19 protein-coding genes, 3 tRNA genes and 1 pseudogene are annotated in these 20,948 nt (G+C 66.7%); 12 read left to right on the forward strand and 11 right to left on the reverse strand.

Annotation, left to right across the window (positions count from 1 at the left end):
- Window positions 1–23: 23 nt before the first annotated feature.
- From G6N09_RS07385 to G6N09_RS07400, 4 genes are all read left to right on the forward strand, one after another.
- Window positions 24–332 carry a hypothetical protein gene (locus G6N09_RS07385; RefSeq protein WP_083025364.1) on the forward strand — a complete coding sequence of 103 codons (309 nt, stop codon included), beginning with the start codon at window positions 24–26 and terminating at the stop codon, window positions 330–332.
- Window positions 333–361: 29 nt separating this feature from the next.
- The gene (locus G6N09_RS07390) at window positions 362–1,117 is read left to right on the forward strand and encodes a hypothetical protein (protein WP_083025361.1); all 756 of its coding nucleotides are present in this window, start codon (window positions 362–364) and stop codon (window positions 1,115–1,117) included.
- Between the two features lie 104 nt (window positions 1,118–1,221).
- Entirely contained in the window at window positions 1,222–1,959 is a 738-nt protein-coding gene (locus G6N09_RS07395; protein ID WP_083025359.1) for a hypothetical protein, read from the forward strand.
- Window positions 1,956–2,687, forward strand: coding sequence for a hypothetical protein (locus tag G6N09_RS07400; protein ID WP_083025357.1), 732 nt, complete (start codon window positions 1,956–1,958; stop codon window positions 2,685–2,687). Before G6N09_RS07395 ends, G6N09_RS07400 begins: the two co-directional genes overlap by 4 nt.
- 66 nt (window positions 2,688–2,753) lie before the next feature.
- Here the strand turns inward: G6N09_RS07400 and G6N09_RS07405 are convergent, their stop codons facing one another.
- The 3 genes from G6N09_RS07405 to G6N09_RS07415 form a co-directional block, all read right to left on the reverse strand.
- The gene (locus tag G6N09_RS07405) at window positions 2,754–3,131 is read right to left on the reverse strand and encodes a BlaI/MecI/CopY family transcriptional regulator (RefSeq protein WP_083025355.1); all 378 of its coding nucleotides are present in this window, start codon (window positions 3,129–3,131) and stop codon (window positions 2,754–2,756) included.
- A 174-nt stretch (window positions 3,132–3,305) separates the two neighbouring features.
- Window positions 3,306–3,378 (reverse strand) — tRNA-Arg (locus G6N09_RS07410).
- Between the two features lie 37 nt (window positions 3,379–3,415).
- A tRNA-Ser gene (locus G6N09_RS07415) sits at window positions 3,416–3,504 on the reverse strand.
- An 86-nt stretch (window positions 3,505–3,590) separates the two neighbouring features.
- On the opposite strand from G6N09_RS07415, the gene hisC reads away from it, so the two are divergent.
- The 3 genes from hisC to G6N09_RS07430 all read left to right on the forward strand — a co-directional run bounded on the left by hisC (window position 3,591) and on the right by G6N09_RS07430 (window position 5,650).
- Window positions 3,591–4,637, forward strand: coding sequence for a histidinol-phosphate transaminase (gene hisC, locus G6N09_RS07420; protein WP_083025588.1), 1,047 nt, complete (start codon window positions 3,591–3,593; stop codon window positions 4,635–4,637).
- 11 nt (window positions 4,638–4,648) lie between these two features.
- Window positions 4,649–5,062 (forward strand): SRPBCC family protein, encoded by a 414-nt coding sequence (locus tag G6N09_RS07425; protein ID WP_083025354.1) that lies wholly within the window; start codon window positions 4,649–4,651, stop codon window positions 5,060–5,062.
- A gap of 105 nt (window positions 5,063–5,167) precedes the next feature.
- A complete protein-coding gene (locus tag G6N09_RS07430) occupies window positions 5,168–5,650 on the forward strand; it encodes a DUF4334 domain-containing protein (RefSeq protein WP_083025586.1) in 483 nt (160 codons plus the stop codon).
- 37 nt (window positions 5,651–5,687) lie between these two features.
- Here the strand turns inward: G6N09_RS07430 and G6N09_RS07435 are convergent.
- Window positions 5,688–6,611, reverse strand: a pseudogene (locus G6N09_RS07435) (TerC family protein); the annotation flags it as partial.
- Between the two features lie 56 nt (window positions 6,612–6,667).
- Window positions 6,668–7,243, reverse strand: a complete 576-nt coding sequence (locus G6N09_RS07440; RefSeq protein ID WP_083025352.1) for a TIGR03086 family metal-binding protein — start codon at window positions 7,241–7,243, stop codon at window positions 6,668–6,670.
- A gap of 23 nt (window positions 7,244–7,266) precedes the next feature.
- On the opposite strand from G6N09_RS07440, the gene G6N09_RS07445 reads away from it, so the two are divergent.
- From G6N09_RS07445 to lipE, 4 genes are read left to right on the forward strand one after another with little or no spacing between them, the layout of a single operon-like run.
- A complete protein-coding gene (locus G6N09_RS07445) occupies window positions 7,267–8,091 on the forward strand; it encodes a crotonase/enoyl-CoA hydratase family protein (RefSeq protein WP_083025351.1) in 825 nt (274 codons plus the stop codon).
- Window positions 8,091–8,414 (forward strand): DMT family transporter, encoded by a 324-nt coding sequence (locus G6N09_RS07450; RefSeq protein WP_083025350.1) that lies wholly within the window; start codon window positions 8,091–8,093, stop codon window positions 8,412–8,414. The genes G6N09_RS07445 and G6N09_RS07450 overlap by 1 nt, the downstream gene beginning before the upstream one ends.
- Window positions 8,415–8,422: 8 nt before the next feature.
- The gene (locus tag G6N09_RS07455) at window positions 8,423–9,292 is read left to right on the forward strand and encodes an acyl-CoA thioesterase (protein ID WP_083025583.1); all 870 of its coding nucleotides are present in this window, start codon (window positions 8,423–8,425) and stop codon (window positions 9,290–9,292) included.
- 10 nt (window positions 9,293–9,302) lie between these two features.
- Complete coding sequence (lipE, locus tag G6N09_RS07460) at window positions 9,303–10,538, forward strand: lipase LipE (RefSeq protein WP_083025349.1); 1,236 nt, start codon at window positions 9,303–9,305, stop codon at window positions 10,536–10,538.
- A gap of 139 nt (window positions 10,539–10,677) precedes the next feature.
- Here lipE and G6N09_RS20265 read toward each other — a convergent pair whose 3' ends face one another.
- The 6 genes from G6N09_RS20265 to G6N09_RS07490 form a co-directional block, all read right to left on the reverse strand.
- Window positions 10,678–15,291, reverse strand: coding sequence for a PGRS repeat-containing protein (locus tag G6N09_RS20265; RefSeq protein WP_163752702.1), 4,614 nt, complete (start codon window positions 15,289–15,291; stop codon window positions 10,678–10,680).
- Between the two features lie 59 nt (window positions 15,292–15,350).
- Window positions 15,351–16,493, reverse strand: a complete 1,143-nt coding sequence (gjpA, locus tag G6N09_RS07470) for an outer membrane porin GjpA (RefSeq protein ID WP_083025581.1) — start codon at window positions 16,491–16,493, stop codon at window positions 15,351–15,353.
- Between the two features lie 545 nt (window positions 16,494–17,038).
- Window positions 17,039–17,536: a MarR family winged helix-turn-helix transcriptional regulator gene (locus tag G6N09_RS07475; RefSeq protein ID WP_083025348.1), complete on the reverse strand. Its 498-nt coding sequence runs from the start codon at window positions 17,534–17,536 to the stop codon at window positions 17,039–17,041.
- A gap of 76 nt (window positions 17,537–17,612) precedes the next feature.
- A complete protein-coding gene (locus G6N09_RS07480; RefSeq protein WP_234806991.1) occupies window positions 17,613–18,137 on the reverse strand; it encodes a MarR family winged helix-turn-helix transcriptional regulator in 525 nt (174 codons plus the stop codon).
- 554 nt (window positions 18,138–18,691) lie between these two features.
- On the reverse strand, window positions 18,692–19,189 hold the full coding sequence (locus G6N09_RS07485) for a MarR family winged helix-turn-helix transcriptional regulator (RefSeq protein WP_083025346.1): 498 nt from the start codon (window positions 19,187–19,189) through the stop codon (window positions 18,692–18,694).
- Between the two features lie 454 nt (window positions 19,190–19,643).
- Window positions 19,644–19,733: transfer RNA gene (locus G6N09_RS07490), tRNA-Ser, on the reverse strand.
- Window positions 19,734–19,801: 68 nt separating this feature from the next.
- Here G6N09_RS07490 and G6N09_RS07495 point away from each other — a divergent pair.
- Window positions 19,802–20,770, forward strand: coding sequence for an NAD(P)H-quinone oxidoreductase (locus G6N09_RS07495; protein ID WP_197745912.1), 969 nt, complete (start codon window positions 19,802–19,804; stop codon window positions 20,768–20,770).
- Window positions 20,771–20,948 lie beyond the last annotated feature (178 nt).

Raw genomic sequence — 20,948 nt, forward strand, 5'->3', positions numbered from 1 at the left:
AAGACGAGCTAAGGTTTATTGCTGTGGACGATCGTCACAAAGATCCAACCGTAGTGCTGCCCTACCTTGTGGGCCGGCCGCTCGGAGCGACCGAGGTCTACGAGGCATTCGGCTACCGTAAATCGGCCTATTACAAGGCAGCGCACGAAGGTCGGCTGATCAGTGCCGACAACCTGATCCGCGTCGCCCGGTACTTCGGGCTCAACCCGGTCGACCTGCAGGTACGGTTCGGATTAATCGAGCACGACGCGGTTGCCGAATACCTGGAGTCGTCCGAGCGCCCCCTGCGTCTGGGTGATCTCAAGGCGGATCTGGGCAAACCGCCCGTCTAAAACCGCCATTAGCAAGTACCGTCGGACGCATGACGCCGGCGTTAATTGGCGCCACCGTGGTGGTCGCGCTCTACAGCCTGTGGGTGCGTCGTGATACCTGGTGGTCGCGGTGGGAGATCGGCATCACCCTGGCCATCGCACTGGAGACCATCGCACTGGTGCTGATGTCGCCGTGGGCGGCCCAGACCCTGGGCCCCTGGGCGCACCGGGCGCTGCGGATATGGAACACGCAGCAGCTGGCCGGGCACATCTGCTTCGTGATCGCCGTCGCCGCCAACATCTACCACGTGCTGGCTCGGCTGGCCGACTTCGACAAAGTCCGTCCGCTGTTCCGCCTGCAGGTGCGATTGCCCATCCAGCTCGGCGTGATGGCGCTGGTGGTGACGTTCGTGATCGCCGACGCGGGCTACCGCCCGGATGGATTCTCGACGCTCGGGGGCGGTGGCGCTTGGGCACGTGCGTACTGGGTGCTGTTGTCCCTGCTGATGATCTACCTCGCCGGCTACGCAACACGCGTGCTGTCGATGCTGCGGTCTGATCCGCGCGCCAAGGAGACCGTCGAGCTCTACACCGCCTCGACGGCTTTCGCGGTAGCGGGCATCATGGCGATGATGAGCAACGCCTGGACCAAAGACGGTGTGAGCCAGCTGATCTGGCTGTGCGCATGCATCTCCGTGACGATCTTCGCCTATGGTTCAGCCCGCTCCTGGCGAGCCAAAGCCGCATGGTTCGCCAGCAGCGCGCGTCCGCTCGCAGAACCCCGTCCCCCGCAAGCGCTGTCGTGAGAACCCTCGATGACCTCAGGAATCATTGTCACCACGCTGGCGGTTGCCGCCGGTAACCGCTGGGCCCACCGGGTCGCAGACGACGAGACGGTGAACGGCGCTCCATGACAACAGCGTTCATCGTGACCACCCTGGTGATGGTCGCCTACTGCTTGTGGGTTCGCCGCGACACCTGGAGGTCACGCTGGGAGGCCGGTGCCACCTTTGCCATCGCCATGGAGGGCCTCGGCCTGCTGCTGCTGTCGCCGTGGGCGGCGACCGAGCTGAGCCCACCCCTGCACACCATCCTGGGACTGTGGAACACCCAGCAGGTGCTCGGCTGGCTGTGCCTGCTGGCGGGAGTGCTGGGCAACATCTACCACATGCTGGTGCGCTTGACCGATCCCGCGCACGTGTGGCCGATCATGCGCAGGCACCTGCTGATACCGGTGGGGCTGAGCCTCACCGTCATCCTGGTGGCCTTCGTCAATGCCGAACGCGGATTCGAACCAGACCTGTTCGCCCGCCTCACCGGCGACCCATGGGTGACCGTCATCGAGGCGACCGCCGCCGCGATCGTGCTCTATCTGAGCGGGTACGTCGCCCGACTGCTGCTGTCACTGCGACACGATCACCGGGCCAGAACCACCCTGGGCATGTACGTGGCGGCGATGGGTTTCGCCGTGGCCGGTTGCGTGGCCGCCGTCTTCTCGATCTGGACCGGGCACTACGTCGGACCGGCGATCTGGGCCTGCGTATGCCTCTCGGTGGCGACCTTCGCCTACGGGCTGGCGAGATCCTGGCGGGCCAAGAACGCCTGGTTCACCGCCGACGGCGGCGAATCGGTGACCGAGGCGCAATGACTGCGGTGTTCATCGCGGTCACCCTGATGATCGTCACCTACAGCCTGTGGGTTCGTCGCGACACCTGGTGGTCGCGCTGGGAGGCCGGCGCCACCCTTGCCATCGCCCTGCAGGGTTGCGCACTGCTGCTGCTGACCCCATGGGCGGGCACGGAGCTGGGCCCACCGCTGCACAGCCTGCTGGGGCTGTGGAACGTCCAGCAGGTACTCGGTTGGTTGTGCCTGATCGCGGCGGTGATCGGGAACATCTACCACATGCTGGTGCGTCTCGCCGATCCCACGCATGTGTGGCCGATCATGCGCAACCATCTCCTGATGCCGGTGGGCGCGGGTGTCGCGGTGGTCGTGGTGGCGTTCGCCAATGCCAAACGCGGTTACGAACCAGATATGTACGCGCGCCTAAGCGGAAACCGTTGGGTGACCGTCGTCGAGGTGACGTCCGTTGCCCTGATGCTCTATCTGGCCGGGTACGTCGGCAGACTGATGGTGTCGCTGCGCCACGATCAGCGGGCCAGGACCACGCTCGCGCTGTATGCGGCGTCCATGGCTTTCGGGGTGACAGCCTGTGTTGTCGCGGTCACCTCAAGCTGGGTGGGCGGTTACGCCGGCCCCGCCATCTGGGCCGGCGTCTGCGCGTCGGTGGCGGTCCTTGCCTATGGGCTGGCACGTTCCTGGCAGGCTAAGAAATCCTGGTTTGCGCCGGACACCTCCGCGCCCCGCAACGGTTGATAGGCGCCGCCTCGCCGTCGGCGATTCACCCGCGCCACCAAGGACTTTGCAGGGCAAGGCGCTTCGTCACGCATCGTTGAGGTCGGCAAGAGCGCGCCGCAGAGCGGTGGCTTCGTCGGCGCCGACACGCTCCACAAAGTGGACCAGCGCAGCCTCCCGGCCGCCGGAATCGGCCACCTGATCGAGCGCATCGGACATGAGCTCAGCGACCAACTCGGCACGGCCACGCCTGGGCACATAGCGGTGCGCGCGATGGTCACGGCGCTGGATCACCAGGTTCTTCTTCGCAAGGCGTTGCAGCACAGTCATGATCGTCGTATAGGCGAGGTTTCGCTTGACCGACACCGATGAGTGCACCTCACGGACGGTCAACGAACCCGACGCCGACCACAGGCACTCCATGACGGTGCGTTCGAGATCGCCCAACCCAACACGCGCAGCCATAGCCGGTTACCTCCTACGGCGTTTCACCGCCGTCCTTGTCAACCACGGGCGGCAACCCAAACGCACCACCCCGTCAGTAGGTAAGGCTAACCTAATTGTGCATGGGGTGGGGTTGTCCGGACCCAGAAAACAGAAAAAGCCCCGGCCTGAGCCGGAGCTTTTCTGTATCCACAGTGCGCCCGAAGGGATTCGAACCCCCAACCTTCTGATCCGTAGTCAGATGCTCTATCCGTTGAGCTACGGGCGCCGGTCTTCAGTTGTCGGTCGAGCAAGCCCGGCCGTTGCGGAGGCGAGAGGATTTGAACCTCCGGTCCCCCGTAAAGGGGACAACTCATTAGCAGTGAGTCCCATTCGGCCGCTCTGGCACGCCTCCCGAACTCGTTGAGGGTACCGGATCACTCCCCCAGTTCTGAAACCGCGGGCCAATAGACCGCACACGCTCCACATATGCTGTGGTCCGTGACCGTGAGACTGCGCCCGGAGATCGCCGCACTGCCGGCATACGTCGAAGGCAAGACGGTCCCGGGATCGATCAAACTCGCCAGCAACGAGACGGTGTTCCCGCCGTTGCCCAGCGTGGTCAAGGCCGTCGATGCCGCCCTGTCCACCACCAACCGCTACCCGGACAACGGCTATGCCGCCCTGCGTGCCCGGCTGGCCGAGCACGTCGGATTCACCCCGGCGCACATAGCAGCGGGGTGCGGATCAGTGAGCCTGTGCCAGCAGCTCATCCAGATCAGCAGCGGCACCGGCGACGAGGTGCTGTTCGGCTGGCGCAGTTTCGAGATCTATCCACTGCAGGTGCGTACCGCCGGTGCCGTGCCCGTGCAGGTTCCGCTTCGCGAGCACACCTACGACCTGGACGCGATGCTGGCGGCTATCACCGACCGCACCCGGCTGATCTTTGTCTGCAACCCGAACAATCCGACCTCCACCGTGGTCGATCCGGATGCCCTGGCGCAGTTCGTGGCCGCGGTGCCACCACACATCCTGATCGCCATCGACGAGGCGTACGTCGAATACATCCGCGAGCCGCTCCTGCCCGACAGTCTGGGACTGGTCCGACGCCATCGGAATGTGGTTGTGCTGCGTACATTTTCGAAGGCATACGGTTTGGCCGGTCTGCGGCTGGGCTATGCGGTCGCAAGTCCGGAGATCATCACCGAACTGGGCAAGGTCTACGTGCCGTTCACCGTGTCCAGCGTGGCGCAGGCCGCCGGAATAGCCTCGTTGGACGCCGCCGATGAGCTGATGGCCCGAACCGACGCCGTGGTGGCCGAGCGGGCCCGCGTCTCGGCGACGCTGCGCGACGCCGGATTCGAGCTACCGGATTCGCAGGCCAACTTCGTCTGGCTACCGCTGGCGGAGCGCACTTCCGACTTCGTGGCGGCCGCCGCCGCGGCCCGCATCGTGGTCCGCCCGTACGGGCAAGACGGGGTCCGGGTGACCATCGGTGCGCCAGAGGAGAACGACGCGCTGTTACGGTTCGCACAGACGTTCCGCTGAGGAGGAAAGCTATGCACGCGACCGCGACCACCACCGTCGCCGCATCCCCGTCTCGGGTGTGGGAGGTGCTCTCGGACTACGAGGGCATGTCCGGCTGGGCCCCCGGACTGAAGATCACCGTGATCCAGCCCGGCGCTCCCGAGCCCAACGGCGTCGGCGCCCAGCGCCGCATCCAGGCGGTGCCGGGAATGGCCCCGCTGGTGGAGGAGATCATCGCTTTCGAGCCGGAACAGCGGCTCAGCTACCGAGGCGTCTCGGGTGTCCCCTTCCGCAACTACGTGGGCAACGTGGCCCTGCGGTCGACGGGATCCGGTACCGAGATCAGCTACACCGTCAGCGCCGACAACCGTCTCCCCGCCGTCGCCTCGGTGCTGGCACACGGCCTGCTCTTCGGCCTCAAGCGGGCCGTGAACAAGGGCGCCTGACTCTTCTCCGACTCCCCCGCCGAGCGTGACGCCAGCTGCACACTCGACCAGCGATCGTGAAGCTAACTTCACGTTCGGCGGATGACACCAAAGGAAATGGCCACCATGAATGACGAACAGGCCCGCGCGACGTTCACCGCACTCAAGGAGCGCACCGGGCAGATCCCCGATGCCGAGATCGACGAGTTCTGGGCGGCGCTGCCGCCGGCCACCCTCGAGCTGATGATCGGCGAGTGGCGTGGCGGAGAGTTCGTCACCGGCCACAAGATGAATGGCCTGTTGGAGAAGGCTCGCTGGTTCGGCAAGACGTTCAACTCGGTCACCGACGTGCAACCGCTGGTATGCCTTGACGAGGACGGCAACAAGTTCTCCAACGTCAAGCTCGGCAAGGGCGAGGCAAGCCTGTGGTCCGAGGAGTTCCGTGGCGAAGTGGTGGCCACCATGGTCTACGACGGCCAGCCGACCCACGATCACTTCAAGCGGATCGACGACAACACCGTGCTGGGCATCATGAACGGCAAGGGCGGAGTCCTGGATTACCAGGACGGGGTGGGCCGCTACTTCTACTTCTACCTGGAGCGGATCTAACCCCTCACGGCCGCAGCACGAGATCGTCCTGACGATCGCGCACCGCGGCAGTCTGGTTTCGACTTTCACCGCTCAGCAACGAGGCGACCACGGTGACGCCGAGCACGCCGACGATCACCAGCAGCGAAAGTCCCGTCCCGATCTCCACCACCGGGACCGGCCTGCCGTCGTTGATGAACGGCAGGTTGTTGTCGTGCAGTCCGTGCAGCACCAGCTTGGCGCCGATAAACGCCAATATCACGAACAGACCGGTCGAGAGATAAACCAACCGGTCCAGCAGGCCGTCGACCAGGAAGTACAGCTGCCGCAGCCCCAGCAGCGCGAACGCAGTCGCGGTGAACACCGTGTAGGTGTCTCGGGTGAGGCCGAAGATCGCCGGCAGTGAGTCCAGCGCGAAGATCACGTCGGTGCCGGCGATGGCGAGCATCACCACCAGCATCGGGGCGCGGGCGACCTTGCGGGCCAGGCGGGTGACGGCGGTGTCGCCCGTGGGAGCCTGATGGTCACTGCCTGAGCGCAGCATCCCGGCGGCACTGAGCAACAGGATCAGGCCCAGCACGTAGAAGGCCCAGCTGAAGGTGTTGATCAACGCCACCCCGACGAAGATGAATCCGGTTCGGGCGATCAACGACAAGATGATGCCGAACAGCAGAATCCTCTGCTGTTCGGCGGCGGGCACCCGGAATCGGGCCATGATGACCAGGAACACGAACAGGTTGTCGACGGAGAGCGCCTTCTCGGTGACGTAGCCGGCGAAATACTCGGAACCGGCATCCACGCCACCGAAGGCGAACATGCCGAACCCGAACGCGACGGCGATGCCGACGTAGCCCGCCGACCACACCGCAGATTCCCTCAGGGTCGGAACGTGGGGCTGACGAACGTGAAAGACGAAGTCGAACACGAGCAATCCGACGAGGCCGACGATAGTCAGCCCCCAGGCCCAACCAGCAACGTTCATGCCCCACCGACGCTACGTGAAGTGAACGACGCCGGGTTGGCGCGCAGGTGGCGGGTCTATGACCGGCCGGTGAAGGCGAGGAGCCTTTCCAGGCTCGATGCCGAATCGTCGACGTCGATCGGGTCATCGAAGCCCGCTCGCACTCGGCCCTCCGGCGTGATGATCGCGCGGACCAGGCCCAGCACGTACTCGGCCAAGGGCTCTGCCACGTTCACGGTGCGACCGGTGGCCGTCGCGTAGTCCCAGGCATGCACCAGGAACTCCAGCGACAGAATCCCCGCCGCCATCCGCGCAGGCAGTTCACTGGGACCGATGGTGACCGTGCCGTCCAGGCCGCGGCCGTGCCAGGCGTCCAAAGCGGGCCGGGCCACGGAGGTGACCTGCCGGGCCACCGCAGCGCCTGCGTCGCGTGGGGGCAACTGCGCGCCCGCTGCGCCTCCGATCACGGTGATGGAGTGCAGCAGATGCTCCGTCAGCTGCGCGACGTCGAACTCCGAGCACGGTGTCTGGTTGGACCATTGGTCGCCGGTGATGCTGTCGAGCACCTGCTCCAGCACCGCCCATCCGGCCTGGGCGGCGGCGAGCTCGTCGACGGGAGGCGCATCAGGGCTGGGTCGCATCTCGGGGGCCATGCGACCACGCTACGGTCTGGGGTATGGCTCAGACCTACGAATCCGTCACCGTCGAGATCAAAGACCACGTCGCGCAGGTCACGCTCATCGGCCCGGGCAAGGGCAATGCGATGGGCCCGGCGTTCTGGGCCGAGCTGCCGGAGGTCTTCGCCGAGCTGGATGCCGACCGCGACGTGCGGGCGATCGTGCTGACCGGCTCCGGCAAGAACTTCAGCTACGGGCTGGATGTGGCCGCCATGGGCGGCACGATGACGCCGATGCTGGCCGACGGGGCGCTGGCCGGGCCGCGCGCGGAATTCCACCGCGAACTGCAGCGCATGCAGGGTGCGATCACCGCGGTGGCCGACTGCCGGACACCGACGATCGCCTCGATCCACGGCTGGTGCATCGGCGGCGGGGTCGACCTGATCTCCGCGGTCGACATCCGCTACGCGTCGGCCGACGCCAAGTTCAGCGTGCGCGAGGTCAGGTTGGCTATCGTCGCCGACGTCGGCAGCCTGGCGCGGCTTCCGCTGATTGTGTCCGACGGACACTTGCGTGAACTGGCGTTGACCGGCAAAGACATCGACGCGGCCCGCGCGGAGAAGATCGGCCTGGTCAACGACGTCTACGCCGACGCCGACGCCAGCCTGGCCGCGGCGCACGCCACTGCCGCCGAGATCGCCGAGAACCCGCCGTTGACCGTGGCCGGTATCAAGGACGTGCTCGATGAGCAGCGCACCGACCGGGTGTCGGCCAGCCTGCGCTACGTGGCGGCCTGGAACTCGGCATTCTTGGCGTCGAAGGATCTGATCGAGGGCATCGGCGCCATGATGGGCAAACGCAAACCCGAGTTCACCGGCGAGTGATGGCCTGGATCCTGCTGCTGGGGGCGATCGGTTTCGAGGTCACCGGAACGCTGTCGATGCGTGCCTCCGACGGCTTCAGCAGATGGCAGTGGGTGATCCCAGTGGCCATCGGCTACGTGGTCTCCTTCGTGTTGCTGGCGATGGTGCTCAAGCGCGGCATTCCGGTCGGCGTGGCGTACGGCGTCTGGTCGGGTATCGGGGTGGCGTTGACTGCGGTGCTGGCCCGATTCCTGTTCCACGATCCCTTCACTCCGGTTATGGCCGGCGGCGTGGTGCTGATCGGAGCCGGGGTGTACCTGATGGAGATGGGTGCGCACGCGTGAGCCACGACATGCCGCACCGCCAGCCGGACCTGGCCGACATCGTCGCCACCCTGGACGTCGACCGCATCGACGACGAGCACTTCGTGGCCACCCAGATGGACAACCCGATCCACCACATCGTCGGCGGGCACATCGCGGGCCAGGCGCTGATCGCGGCGAGCCGCACCGCGCCGGGGCGCGTTCCGCACAGCATGCACGTGTACTACCTGCGGGCCGGAGACGCGCGCCGCCCGGTCGAGATGCATGTGGAGGTGGCCCGCGACGGCGGGACACTGTCGACGCGGCAGGTCACCGCTCGCCAAGACGGCCAGATCCTGCTGGAAGTGCTGTCGTCGTTCACCACCGCGGTAGAGGCACCCGAGTACCAGCAACCGCTGCCGGATGTCCCCGACCCGGATTCGCTGCCGTCCTCTCAGGACCAGCACGCCGCCTACGCCGACGAGCTGGGCGGCTACTGGGTGCAGGCCCACCCGTTCGACGTGCGCTATATCGACGCACCGCCGCGCGTGGCCATGGACTCCAGCGAACCCTCGCCGCGGCTGCGCATGTGGTGGAAGCCGGTGGAGGCGGTGCCCGCGGATCCGGTGATGCATAGTGCGCTGCTGACCTACCTGTCCGGCACGAAGATGGTCGAGGCGGCTCTGGCCATGCGACGCACCAACCAGGCCGCCACCTTCAATGCGCTGATCGACCACGCGCTGTGGTTTCAGCGGCCCGTCGACCTGTCGGACTGGGTGCTTTCGGACCAGTTCAGCCCTAGCGGCATCAGCGGGCGCGGCCTGACCACCTCGACGATGTACAACCGGGCGGGGCAGCTGGTCTGCGTGGCGACCCAGGAACTGTATTTCGGCCGAGGCGCAGCCCGGCGGCCCACGTAACCTGGCGGGCATGACACCTGACGGCACCGTCCGTATCCCCGCTGACCTCGACGCAGTCACCGCGATCGGCGACGAGGACCACTCCGGTATCGACCCGGCGGCCGTGGATCGCATCTGGCAGGCCGCCCGGCACTGGTATTCCGCGGGCCTGCACCCCGCCATTCAGCTGTGCCTGCGGCACAACGGACGGGTGGTGCTCAATCGCGCGATCGGGCACGGCTGGGGCAACGGCCCGGAGGATCCCGACGACGCCGAGCAGATTCTGGTGGGCACTGACACCCCGTTCTGCGTCTACTCGACCGCCAAGGCCATCACCAGCACCGTTATGCACATGTTGGTCGAGCGCGGTGCCTTTTCTCTGGATGATCGGGTCAGCGACTACCTGCCCGACTACGGCCGACACGGCAAGCAGCGCACCACCATTCGGCACGTGATGACTCACAGCGCCGGGGTACCGTTCGCCACCGGCCCCAAACCGGACCTCAATCGCGCCGACGACCCGGAGTACGCCCAGGCCCAGCTGGCCAATCTGCGACTGGTGTATCCGCCGGGATTCATGCACATGTACCACGCCTTGACCTGGGGGCCGCTGACCCGCGAGATCGTGCGCGCAGCCACCGGTAAGGACATCCGGGACGTACTGGCCACCGAGATCCTGGACCCACTCGGATTCCGTTGGACCAATTACGGCGTTGCCCCGCAAGATATTCCCTTGGTGGCACCCAGTCATGCGACCGGCAAGCAGCCGACCGGCGCGGCGGTGGCGGTGTTCCGCAAGGCGATCGGTGGGTCGGTGTACGAGATCATCCCGGTGACCAACAGTCCGTTCTTCCTGACCACGGTGGTGCCGTCGTCGAATACCATCTCGACTGCGTTCGAGCTGTCGCGATTTGCCGAGATCTGGCGCCGCGGAGGTGAACTCGATGGGGTTCGGGTGCTGTCGCCGGAGACGCTGCGGGGCGCCACGGCCCCGTGTCGGCGGCTGCGACCCGATGTCGCCACCGGACTGGCGCCGCTGCGGTGGGGCACCGGTTACATGTTGGGATCCAAGCGTTTCGGCCCGTTCGGCCGCAACGCCCCGGCTGCTTTCGGGCACCTCGGGCTGGTCAACTGCGCCATCTGGACCGACCCGCAGCGCGGCCTGTCCGCGGGGCTGATCTCCAGCGGTAAGCCCGGCCAAGACCCGGAGGCCAAGCGCTACAGCGCGCTGATGAACACCATCGCCGCGGAGATCCCGCTCTCTTAAGCGTTGACTCTGCGCTCACCAGGCAGAAGTGCGAGTGGGATGCCTGGTGAGCGCAGAGTCAACGGGATAGGCACCCGAGCGACCGCGGCCGCCGAGTCCGGTGAGGGACCCGACGGCCGCGCTACGCGCCCTGGCGGCGTCAGCCGGGGCTGCCGTTGGTTCCGTTGGCGCCGGTTGCACCGGTGGTGCCGGGGATCGCCCCGGGACCTCCTGCCGCACCGCCGGTTCCGCCGGTCCCGCCGGTCCCACGGGTGCCGCCGGCACCGCCGGGGCTGCCGCCGTTACCGCCGTTACCACCCTTACCGCCGGCGGGTCCAGCACCGCCGTTGCCGTTAGCACCGTCGGTACCGCTGGTGCTCTCACCACCGGCACCACCCTTGCCACCGGTACCGCTGTTGCCGCCGTTGCCGCCCGCGCCGCCGGCCTGGCCGACACCGGCGTTGACGCCGCCCTTGCCACCGGCGGCACCGATTCCACCGGCGCCACCGGCGCCACCGACGCCGCCTTTGCCACCGGTGCCGGTAACAGACGTGCCGCCGTTACCCGCGGCCCCGCCCGTGCCGCCGGTGCCGCCGTCGGTTCCGTTGCCGCCGACCCCCGTAGTTCCAGCGGTTCCGATCGTGCCCGCCCGGCCGGCGCCACCGGCACCACCGTTACCGCCGATACCTCCATTACCGCTGGTGGATGCGCCACCGACACCACCGAGGCCGCCGTTGCCACCGACACCCCCGGGTCCGCCCGTGGCTGCCAGGGCCCCGATGCCTCCGGCACCACCGATCCCACCGTTCCCGCCGTTGCCAGTTCCAGAGGTCCCACCGGCACCACCGTTGCCGCCGTTTCCGGAGGAAAGGCTGCTGCTTCCGATACCACCGCCACCGCCGGCGCCGCCGACGCCGCCGTTGCCGTCGAGACCGCCGTTGACGCCGGCACCACCGGCCCCGCCGGTGCCACCGTTGCCACCGTTCAGGCCGTTACCAGCGACGTCGACCCCGCCAGCACCGCCGCCGCCACCGGCGCCACCGACGCCGGCTTTGCCGTCGGTTCCAGTGCCGGACAGGCCGGCGACGCCGCCCTTACCGCCGTTGCCGCCATTACCGCCGGCGTTCGTGGTGCCAGTACCGCCATAGCCGCTGCCACCGGTTCCACCGGTGCCACCGTTGCCGGCGGTGCCGCTGGCGGAGGTACCGCCGTCGCCGGCGTTACCGCCGTCACCAGCCGTACCGCCGAGGGCTCCTGTGCCGCCTGTGCCGCCGGTGCCACCGACGCCACCGTTACCGGTGCCTGAGGTGCCACCGGTACCACCGTTGCCACCGTCACCGGAGTTCCCGCCGTTGGCCGCAATGCCGCCGACGCCGCCAGCTCCACCGCCGCCGCCGGTTCCGTCGAGGCCACCGTTACTTCCCGAGCCACCGGCCCCACCGCTACCGCCGTCACCGCCGTTGAGGCCATTGCCTGTGGAGTCGACGCCGCCGACGCCACCAGAACCACCGACGCCACCGGTGCCGGCGTTTCCGTAGCTGCCGGAGGTGGACGCACCTCCGGCTCCACCCTTCCCGCCGTTACCGCCAGCGCCACCAGCGGTTCCTGCGACGGTGCCGCTGGCAACCGCACCGGCAGAGCCGGTGCCGCCACTGCCGCCTGTTCCGCCGACACCACCGTTACCGGTGTCGGAGGTACCGCCAGCACCACCGTTACCGCCATCACCCGAGTTAGCTCCATTGACCCCGACCCCACCGGTTCCGCCGGAACCACCGGCGCCACCGTTGGCGTCGATACCGCCGTTGCCGCCGCTGCCACCGGCACCACCATTACCGCCGTCGCCGCCGTTCAGGCCAATGCCGGCCGCGGTGACACCACCGACACCGCCGACACCGCCCGCGCCACCGACACCGGCGTTGCCCCAGGTGCCAGTGGTGGAGGCACCGCCGACACCGCCCTTACCGCCATTGCCGCCGTCACCGCCTGCGGTTCCCGCGACGGTGCTGGTGCCGACCACACCGGCAGAGCCAGCCCCGCCGGAACCGCCGACACCGCCGACACCGCCGTTGCCGGTTCCTGAGATGCCACCACTCCCACCAGTGCCACCGTCACCGGAGACCCCGCTGGTTCCGGCGCCGCCGGCTCCACCGGCGCCCCCGGCTCCACCGTTGCCATCGAGGGCATCGGTACCGGCAGCACCACTGGTGCCGCTGGTGCTGACGCCGCCGTCGCCACCTTCGCCGCCGGTGCCACCGACACCGCCCGTGCCACCGTTACCGCCCCTGAGGCCGTTGCCGTCGGCGTCGACGCCGCCCTTACCACCGGCCCCGCCGACACCGCCGATACCACCGACGCCACCGTTACCGCCCAGACCTCCAGTACCGGTGACCGCGGTGCCACCGACGCCGCCCTTACCGCCGGCCCCGCCGTTGCCGGCGGTGTAGCCGTCGCCGCCGGCCGCTCGCGGATGCGGTATTCCCGTGGTCCCGGCAAGGGCGCTACCACCGGAACCGCCGGAGCCGGCGTTACCGCCGTTGCCAGTGCCCGTTGCCGCGCCGCCGTTACCCCCATCGCCAGCATCGCCGCCGGTGGTTCCGCCGCCGCCTAAACCGCCGGCGCCGCCGGTACCGCCGTTGACCGCGCCGGCCGCGGTGCCGCCAGCACCGCCGTTACCGCCGTCACCACCCGGTCCGACCGGCATCTTGGAAGTACCGGGGTTACTGACGCCTCCGGAACCGCCAGCACCGCCGTTACCGGCGCGACTGGCGCCGAACGGGTTGCCGACGCTGGTGGCACCGGCACTGTTGCCGCCGGCACCGCCATTGCCGCCGTTACCGCCAGCCAGCTGTGCGGCGCCGCCGGCACCGCCGGCACCGCCATTGCCGCCAGAGGCAGTACCGTCGCCGCCAACACCGCCATTACCGCCGTCACCACCCCAGGCGCCGGCGACGATCAAGGTTGGCGGGGCAGCACCGCCGGCGCCACCGCTACCGCCATTACCGCCGGTGCTGATGACGCCGGCACCGGTTGCCCCGTCGGCGCCGGCTCCGCCGTCACCGCCGACACCTGAGTACCCGTTGGGCAGGGCCTTGCCGCCGGCACCACCGTTACCGCCGTTGCCGCCCTTGCTGAAGAGGGTGCCGTCGCCAGACTTCCAGCCGGTGGCGGCGGCGCCGTCAGCACCCCGGCCGCCGTCACCGGCGATGCTCGTCGCACCACCACCGCCCTGGCCGCCGGCACCACCAGTGCCGCCGTTGCCACCGACGTAGGTGCCGGTGCCGGCCGCGCCGCCGACACCACCGTCACCACCAGTGCCGGTCAAGGTGGGCTGGTTGAGGCCCGCTTTGCCGGCGGCGCCACCGGCACCACCGTTACCGCCGTTACCACCGGTTGTCTTGACGGTGTTGTCACTGGTGGAGGCGTTGCCACCGGCGCCACCGGCGCCACCTTTGCCGGCGACGCCGCCGTTGGCGTCAGTGGATGAACCACCGAGGCCGCCGTTACCGCCGTTGCCGCCCTGGGTCACGCCGGCACCACCGACACCACCGGCATTGCCGTCGCCGGCGACGCCCCCAGCGGTGGCGGTGCCACCGCCACCACCGGTACCACCGTTACCGCCGGTGGTTCCGGCGCCGCCGTCACCGGCTTCGCCGCCGCCCCCGCCTATCGTGCCGGCACCGCCGACACCACCACTGCCGCCAGCGCCGCCGTTGCCGAGGTAGTTACCGCTGACCGAGTCCTGGTATGCGTCACCACCGTCGCTTCCGGCCCCACCATCGGCGGCAGTCCCGGCCTCGCCGGCACTGCCATAGGAACCGTCGAACTTCACGCCCGCGGCACCACCGGCACCACCATTGCCACCATTGGCACCGGCGGCGCCATTCAGGTTGCCTAGGACGCCGTCGGCGGACGTGCCGGCGCCACCAGCCTGGCCACCGTCGCCGCCATTGCCACCATTGCCAAACAGGTAGCCGCTCCGCCCGCCGGCACCGCCGGACCCACCGCTGGCGCCGTTGCCGCCGACACCGTTGCCACCGTTGGCCCAGCTTCCGTTGGCTCCGTCAGTACCGCTGCCGCCGACGCCACCGTTGCCGCCGTTCCCGAAGAACCAGCCGATGGCGTCGCCTCCGACGCCTCCGACGCCACCGCCGTCGCCGAACCCGACGCCGTCGCCTCCGGCGCCACCGTCACCGCCGAGCCCCATGAAGAAGCCGCCGTCGCCGCCGTTTCCGCCTGCACTGCCCTCAAAGCCGTCGCCGCCTGCGCCACCGTTACCGAACCATCCCGCGGTGCCGCCGTCCCCGCCGGCCAGGGCTGCATCGTCACTGTTCCAACCGGCACCGCCGTCGCCGAACCAGAGTCCACCGTCGCCGCCGTTAGGGTCCAGTGCGGTCCCGTCGGCTCCGTCACCGATCAGGAACAGTCCGGAGGATTCGTTGATCCAGCCGTTGACCAGTGCGCCTAGGTCGCTGTCGATCCAGGCCTCCATACCGAAGTGCATTGGCTGGTAGAACCATTGGTCGATGATCGTGCTCATGTCGAAGAAGCCACCGGCAGCGGGGCCCGCAACATCAGCCGCCGCGGCGGGCTCAAACATGTCCAACAACCAGTCCAGGCCATCATCGGCCTGCGCTGACGGCAGGCTGGCCAGTGGCGTCATTCCGAACGCCAAGAACGCAGAGGCCGCACCACTGGCACCGATCACCCGCTTACGGCGCGACTGGCCAGCCTGTTGGTGGCCGCGACGCCAGTTGCTGCTGTGACGACGACTCATTGAGGGAAACCTTTCATCAGATGTAAAGAATTGGGGTAGTTAGGGTTTGCGGTGATGGATCAGCTGAAGAGCCCGTAGAGCACGTCTTCCAACCCGCTGAACACGTCCGAGGCCTGCGCGCTCGCGCCGCCGTCATCGAAGAAGCCGTCGGGGATGATCGGCAATTCGGTTCCCACCCACGGCGGCGTCACGGTAACGGTGTTCTTCCCGTCCCAGCCCGACCCGAGCAGTGCGCTGATGGTCTGGCCCCACATTTCCCAGGCGGCGATCGGGCCGATCCCCTGACCCACGACGTTGATCGTGTTCAGGAACGGGACGCCGACCATTTCCAAACCCAGGCCGTTGAACAGGGAGCCGCCGACGGTGGGAACCGTAGCCAGCACCTCGTCGCCGGCACCAACTACCTGGTAGTTGGCTAGCTGCACGCTGCCAGTGGTGAGCAGTCCACCGAAGGTGTAATCCAAGCGGTCCAAGCTCATGCCAGCGGGCAGGAAGCCTGCGTCGTTGATCATCGGAAGTAGCGAATCCAAATGCAGGACAGCGCCATTGAGGAAGCCGTCCCAGGCACTGGCCATGATCCCGTTAAGGTCATCGCCTTCGCCGATGCTGTTCATCATTGCGATCCACGGGCTGATGCCCGGGCCCAGCGATCCCATCAGCATGGCCGACATCGGCGAGATCATCCAGTTCAACGCCGCGTTGACCCCGTCGACGTCGGTGCCGGGCGGCAGATAGCCCGGCACCTGGGCAATCAGCAGGAGATGGCCTGTCGTGATGGTTCCGTCAATCGTGTGGTGGTTAACCGTGTTGTACGTCGCTTGGTCGACACCCAACGGCAGCGACCAACCGTCGCGGACCGCCACCCAGTGCTCCTGGATGGTCTGGTTGATGTCGGCGAGCGAAGTCGCACTCGGGTCGTCGAGGAACTGCTGCGCATAACCCATCACGTTGGCGTAGAGCTGCTGCCAAGCCACCCCGGGAGCCAGCAAGTAGTTGTTGAGCAGGGTCGTCGCGTTGGCGGCCGAGTTGTTGTACACGTCAATCCAGGGCTCGGCCAGGCTGGGCAGGCCCCCGGCGGTAAGCGCGACGTCAACAACCGTGTGGGCCATGGGCGCCGGTACCGCCACTGGCGTGGCGGCGATCAAGCCGGTCCCGACGACGACGACGCCGGCCGTTGCGTAGGGGCGAAGAATGGCGTGCAAGGGAGCTCCTTCGATGATGTGAATCAGTGCTCGCAACGTAACTGAGGGTGAGCTGAAAATCAGCAGCGCTGGAGCTCAACCCGTCAATCGCTGCGCTACGCCGAAGGCTCGGCTACCGCCACCCCGACAGAAAAGCGTGCTAGAACGTACTGCGATAGGTTTGCAGCAAACGTTTTAGTCAGCATCAATCGTTCAAATGGAAATTACCAGTCGGTAATAACTGGAACACGTTCACCTCGCGCAATTACGCTTCCAGCCGGCGCGTTATATGGATTGACCTGGGATGACATCCAGGAGAGGACAAAGCGCTGGCTGCGCCACAAAAACACGTGTCAAATGATTTGATGCCGTGACGGCGCCGGTATGAGCAAAGTTGCGTTGTCCGCAAATTTGACGCGTGTCGACGCTGGTGACAGATGCTCCTCAACGGATCTTCGGGGCACGCCTCGTCAGCCTCACCCCGAAGGGCACCTACAAGAGGTGTGATCTCCTGAGATTCTGAATAGCGGCTGTCACCCAGACGTCAGCTGCCGATACGGCGTCGATCAGGGCTCGTCGGCCGGAAGTGGCGGCACACCCGCCCTCCGGCAGACGTCCCCGAGTGCGATGGCCTGCTGGCGTGACAGCCGCTCCAGGTAGTGCGCCCGGATTCCACGGGCATAGGTCGACACAGCAGGTTGAAGCTTGGTTCGTCCCGCCCGGGTGATAGTGGCGAGCACTGCTCGCCGATCGCCCGGATGCTTTCGCCTGCACACCAGGCCCTGCTCCTCGAGCCGCGCGATCAGCTGAGTCACCCGGCTAGGTGCCAGCTCGAATGCGTCGGCCAAGTCGCGCATACGGGCAGACCCCGCGACCGACCGGGCGAGCAGATCGAGAACCAGCACCGCGAACAAGCTCAATCCGTGCGCGCCGATCAATCTGTCGTTCAGCGTTGCGAGCAGCCGCGACGACGAATCGGTGAACTGCCGAACGCATGCGCCCTCGGCAGCGTCGAGCTCTGGCAGCTCCAGCACCGCCCGCTCAATCGCCTTCCGGCGTTCCATGACGAGCGATGCTAATGCTCAATGGTGCCGATAATGTATGTATTTGCGATTCTGCGCCGGATCGACGACGACGTCCTCACTCCGGTTCGGCTGAGCTGCCACCGGACTGGGACCGAATCTCGTTCTCTTCCAACGATGAATTGATCTTCTGGCAGCTGGCCCCGAGGGCGAGCATCTGCTGCCTCGACATCTGATTGACGTAGAGCTTTCGGATCTGGTCTGCGTAGGTTCGGTAGGCCTCGCGCACTTTCGCCCGACCGTCGGAGGTGATCTGGGCTCCCACTCCGCGGCCGTCTCCTAGAATTGGACCGCGGCGCAGCAGGCCCTGGGCTTCCAGCCGGCGGGTCAGCCATGTCACCCGACTGCGGCGAAGAGTCAGCGCTTCGGCCAGTTCACTCATCCGCGCCGATCCCGTAGTGGACTTGGCAAGGAGCTCAAGGACACGGAGCTCGGAGAGGTCCAGCATGTGCTGGACCATCAGGCTCCGATTCAGGGCAGTCAAGAGACCGATCGAGGACTCCACGAACTGTTGCCAGGATTGCTGCTCAATCTCATCGAGGCCCGGAAGTCTCATCGCCGGCGGTTTGGCGCCATTGTCCACGGCGGGCGACGGTACCGAATAGCCCAGCCAAGCGGCCAGCCAAAATGGCGGTACTTAGACCGCCGCTGGCTATATGAGTTTCGTTAGGGTGCGCCCCGCAACGCCTGCTTGGCCGACATAGGTGCAGTTCCGCGGCCTTTTCTGGAAGACGGTAGCAACTATTACTACGAGACATAGTTGGTTCAATCGGAAACTAACCCGTGGGTAGTAATGAGAACTCGTTCTAGGACTCCATCGACGTAGCTCAAATCGACGGAGGTAGCCTAAGCAGCTGTTCAATACCGTGGTCGGCGTTTCACTCGGTTAGCGAGACTCTCTATGGATAGAACATGTTGCATTTTTGCCTTCCCGGCTGATCTGGCTACTGGACCAAAGAAGGAGCAAACCAAAAGCGGCTCGTTTGACACATACGGTATCCAGCCAGCTTTTGCAAAGAGGTGCCCCAACAGCTAGTTTTCGGTGCTACCGCATATTGCAGTCCGGGCCACATGGGCACTCATTTGTCGGACCAAATTCAGCCGCTCAAGAACCCGCGAGCGGTGGAAATTCGCGGATTAGGGAGGCGAGCCAACCTGCTCCAGACCCATGTTGATCCGGCGACAGTTCTCCTCAAGCGTGGTGAGTTGACGACGCGAAAGAGAACCCACGAGGTGCGTCTTTACTCCGTGCGCGTAGTCGGCGCTCGCATGCTTTGCCATGCTGCGGCCCTCGGCGGTGATCGTTGCCACGACTCCGCGCCGATCTTCGGAGTTCTGCTCTCTGCGCACCAAGCCGCGGCCCTCAAGTCGACTGATCCGCTTGGTCATGTGATGAGCACTCGCGGCCAGCGCGTCAGCCAAGTCACCCATCCGCGCGGCCCCGTTCTCGGATTTGTCCAAGATATCCAGGACCCGCATGTCGATGACGGACAGATGATGCGAATCAGTGAGGCAATGATCCATCGCCGCATGAAACCGCAAGGCTGCATTCAAATAGTTCTGCCATGACCTCTGCTCCGCGATGTCAAGACCTGGGAGATCACTGGCGGTGCGGCGCCGAGAGGGAGCAACCATGCGACTATGTTAACCAGACTTACCCAAAATACCTGCGTTTTCGCGCCGGTTCCCAAGTTCAGAGCTGCTATGCCAGACCCACTGGCGGCACCGGACAGGACCGTCACATATGGATGGATTACCGCCTCTTTGCCAGTCACCGGCCATCCGGCGCGATCCTGTCTTTGCTTGCGGATGTCTGTATTCTGCTGAGCGCCAACTTGATTCGTAGTTTTCGGCTGGCAGTTTGACGCAGCTAGGCTGCTTGCATGCATTCAGCAGAGCGGGCGGCAAGTCGTCCAACCAACCGTTCGGCCGAGAGCGGTCGTCAATTGCCCTTCAGCACAGGGCTACTCGGCACGTGCCTGGCGCTGAGGCCATAGTCCAAGGGGTGGAATTAGCCATCAGCTGCGGAAATCGAGCTCCTGAGGCTTCGTGATGCTTGTGGCTCGCTCTGGGAACAGCGGCCACCAGATGGCGGTGGCGGAGGGATTTGAACCCCCGGACGGTTTTAGCCGTCTCTCGCTTTCAAGGCGAGTGCATTAGGCCGCTCTGCCACGCCACCGCAGAAAATCGTACCCCGGCCGATCGGACACACGAGGCCCGCCTGGGCCCGGTAGTAGCGTGTCCGACATGCGTGCCATCGTCGCCGAGTCCCCCGAGGTCCTCACGTGGCAGGAGGTCCCTGACCTTGCGCCGGCCCCAGCCGAGGTGCTGATTCGGGTAACCGCAGCCGGTGTGAACCGGGCGGACCTGCTGCAGGCGGCGGGACTGTACCCACCCCCACCGGGGGCCAGCGACACGCTGGGCCTGGAGGTCTCCGGCGTTATCGAGGCGGTGGGCGACGAGGTGGCGGAGTGGACCATCGGACAACCGGTCTGCGCCTTGCTGGCGGGGGGCGGCTACGCCGAGTACGTCACCGTTCCCGCCGCCCAGGTGCTACCGATCCCCGTCGGCGTCGATCTGGTGGACGCCGCCGGCCTGCCCGAGGTGGCCTGCACCGTGTGGTCGAACCTGGTGCTCACAGCCGGGCTCGCAGAGGGCCAGCTCCTGCTGGTGCACGGTGGTGCCAGCGGGGTGGGCAGTCACGCCATTCAGGTGGCGCGTCAATTGGGCGCCTGGGTGGCCGTCACTGCCGGGTCCGAGGCCAAATTGGAGTTCTGCCGCGAGCTGGGCGCCGAGATCGCCGTGAATTACCGCGACGAGGACTTCGTGGCTCGGATCCGCGACGCTGGCGGCGCCGACGTGATTCTGGACATCATGGGGGCCGCCTACCTGGACCGCAATGTCGATGCGCTGGCCAACGACGGGCGGTTGGTCGTCATCGGCATGCAGGGCGGGGTCAAGGGCGAGCTGAACCTGGGCAAACTGATCGCCAAGCGCGCCCGGGTGATCGGCACCGCGTTGCGCGGTCGGCCAGTGGAAGGGCCGCACAGCAAGGGCGCGGTGGTCTCCGCGGTGACCACCGATCTGTGGCCAATGCTCGATGACGGCCGGATCAAGCCGGTGATCGGCGCGCGGCTGCCCATCGAGCAGGCCGCCGAAGCGCACCGGATGCTGTCGTCGGGTGAGGTGACGGGAAAGGTAGTGCTGACGCTCTAGGCAGCTCCCGAGCGGGCACAGAATGCCGGTCTTCGCCGCGCGGTCGCCGCACAAACACGCTCGATCGCGGCAGGGGCGGGATTTCGGCGCTGGCACTCTTGTGTCGACGTAGCATCATTGTCGATACCGATAGGCGACGGCGCTGCCGTCAAAGGATGCCCAGGAGGCGCGTGCAATG

The sequence above is a fragment of the Mycolicibacter minnesotensis genome (genome assembly GCF_010731755.1).
Taxonomy (GTDB): Bacteria; Actinomycetota; Actinomycetes; order Mycobacteriales; family Mycobacteriaceae; genus Mycobacterium; species Mycobacterium minnesotense.

What these genes read in the sequence shown, in the direction of transcription:
- G6N09_RS07430 (WP_083025586.1), top strand. Translation starts at nt 5,168, where the DNA reads ATGAATGACGAACAGGCCCGCGCGACGTTCACCGCACTCAAGGAGCGC.
- G6N09_RS20265 (WP_163752702.1), bottom strand. Translation starts at nt 15,291, where the DNA reads ATGAGTCGTCGTCACAGCAGCAACTGGCGTCGCGGCCACCAACAGGCT.
- G6N09_RS07455 (WP_083025583.1), top strand. Translation starts at nt 8,423, where the DNA reads ATGCCGCACCGCCAGCCGGACCTGGCCGACATCGTCGCCACCCTGGAC.
- G6N09_RS07425 (WP_083025354.1), top strand. Translation starts at nt 4,649, where the DNA reads ATGCACGCGACCGCGACCACCACCGTCGCCGCATCCCCGTCTCGGGTG.
- G6N09_RS07495 (WP_197745912.1), top strand. Translation starts at nt 19,802, where the DNA reads ATGCGTGCCATCGTCGCCGAGTCCCCCGAGGTCCTCACGTGGCAGGAG.
- G6N09_RS07475 (WP_083025348.1), bottom strand. Translation starts at nt 17,536, where the DNA reads ATGGAACGCCGGAAGGCGATTGAGCGGGCGGTGCTGGAGCTGCCAGAG.
- G6N09_RS07405 (WP_083025355.1), bottom strand. Translation starts at nt 3,131, where the DNA reads ATGGCTGCGCGTGTTGGGTTGGGCGATCTCGAACGCACCGTCATGGAG.
- lipE (WP_083025349.1), top strand. Translation starts at nt 9,303, where the DNA reads ATGACACCTGACGGCACCGTCCGTATCCCCGCTGACCTCGACGCAGTC.
- G6N09_RS07395 (WP_083025359.1), top strand. Translation starts at nt 1,222, where the DNA reads ATGACAACAGCGTTCATCGTGACCACCCTGGTGATGGTCGCCTACTGC.
- G6N09_RS07440 (WP_083025352.1), bottom strand. Translation starts at nt 7,243, where the DNA reads ATGGCCCCCGAGATGCGACCCAGCCCTGATGCGCCTCCCGTCGACGAG.
- G6N09_RS07400 (WP_083025357.1), top strand. Translation starts at nt 1,956, where the DNA reads ATGACTGCGGTGTTCATCGCGGTCACCCTGATGATCGTCACCTACAGC.
- G6N09_RS07450 (WP_083025350.1), top strand. Translation starts at nt 8,091, where the DNA reads ATGGCCTGGATCCTGCTGCTGGGGGCGATCGGTTTCGAGGTCACCGGA.
- G6N09_RS07390 (WP_083025361.1), top strand. Translation starts at nt 362, where the DNA reads ATGACGCCGGCGTTAATTGGCGCCACCGTGGTGGTCGCGCTCTACAGC.
- G6N09_RS07485 (WP_083025346.1), bottom strand. Translation starts at nt 19,189, where the DNA reads ATGGTTGCTCCCTCTCGGCGCCGCACCGCCAGTGATCTCCCAGGTCTT.
- G6N09_RS07445 (WP_083025351.1), top strand. Translation starts at nt 7,267, where the DNA reads ATGGCTCAGACCTACGAATCCGTCACCGTCGAGATCAAAGACCACGTC.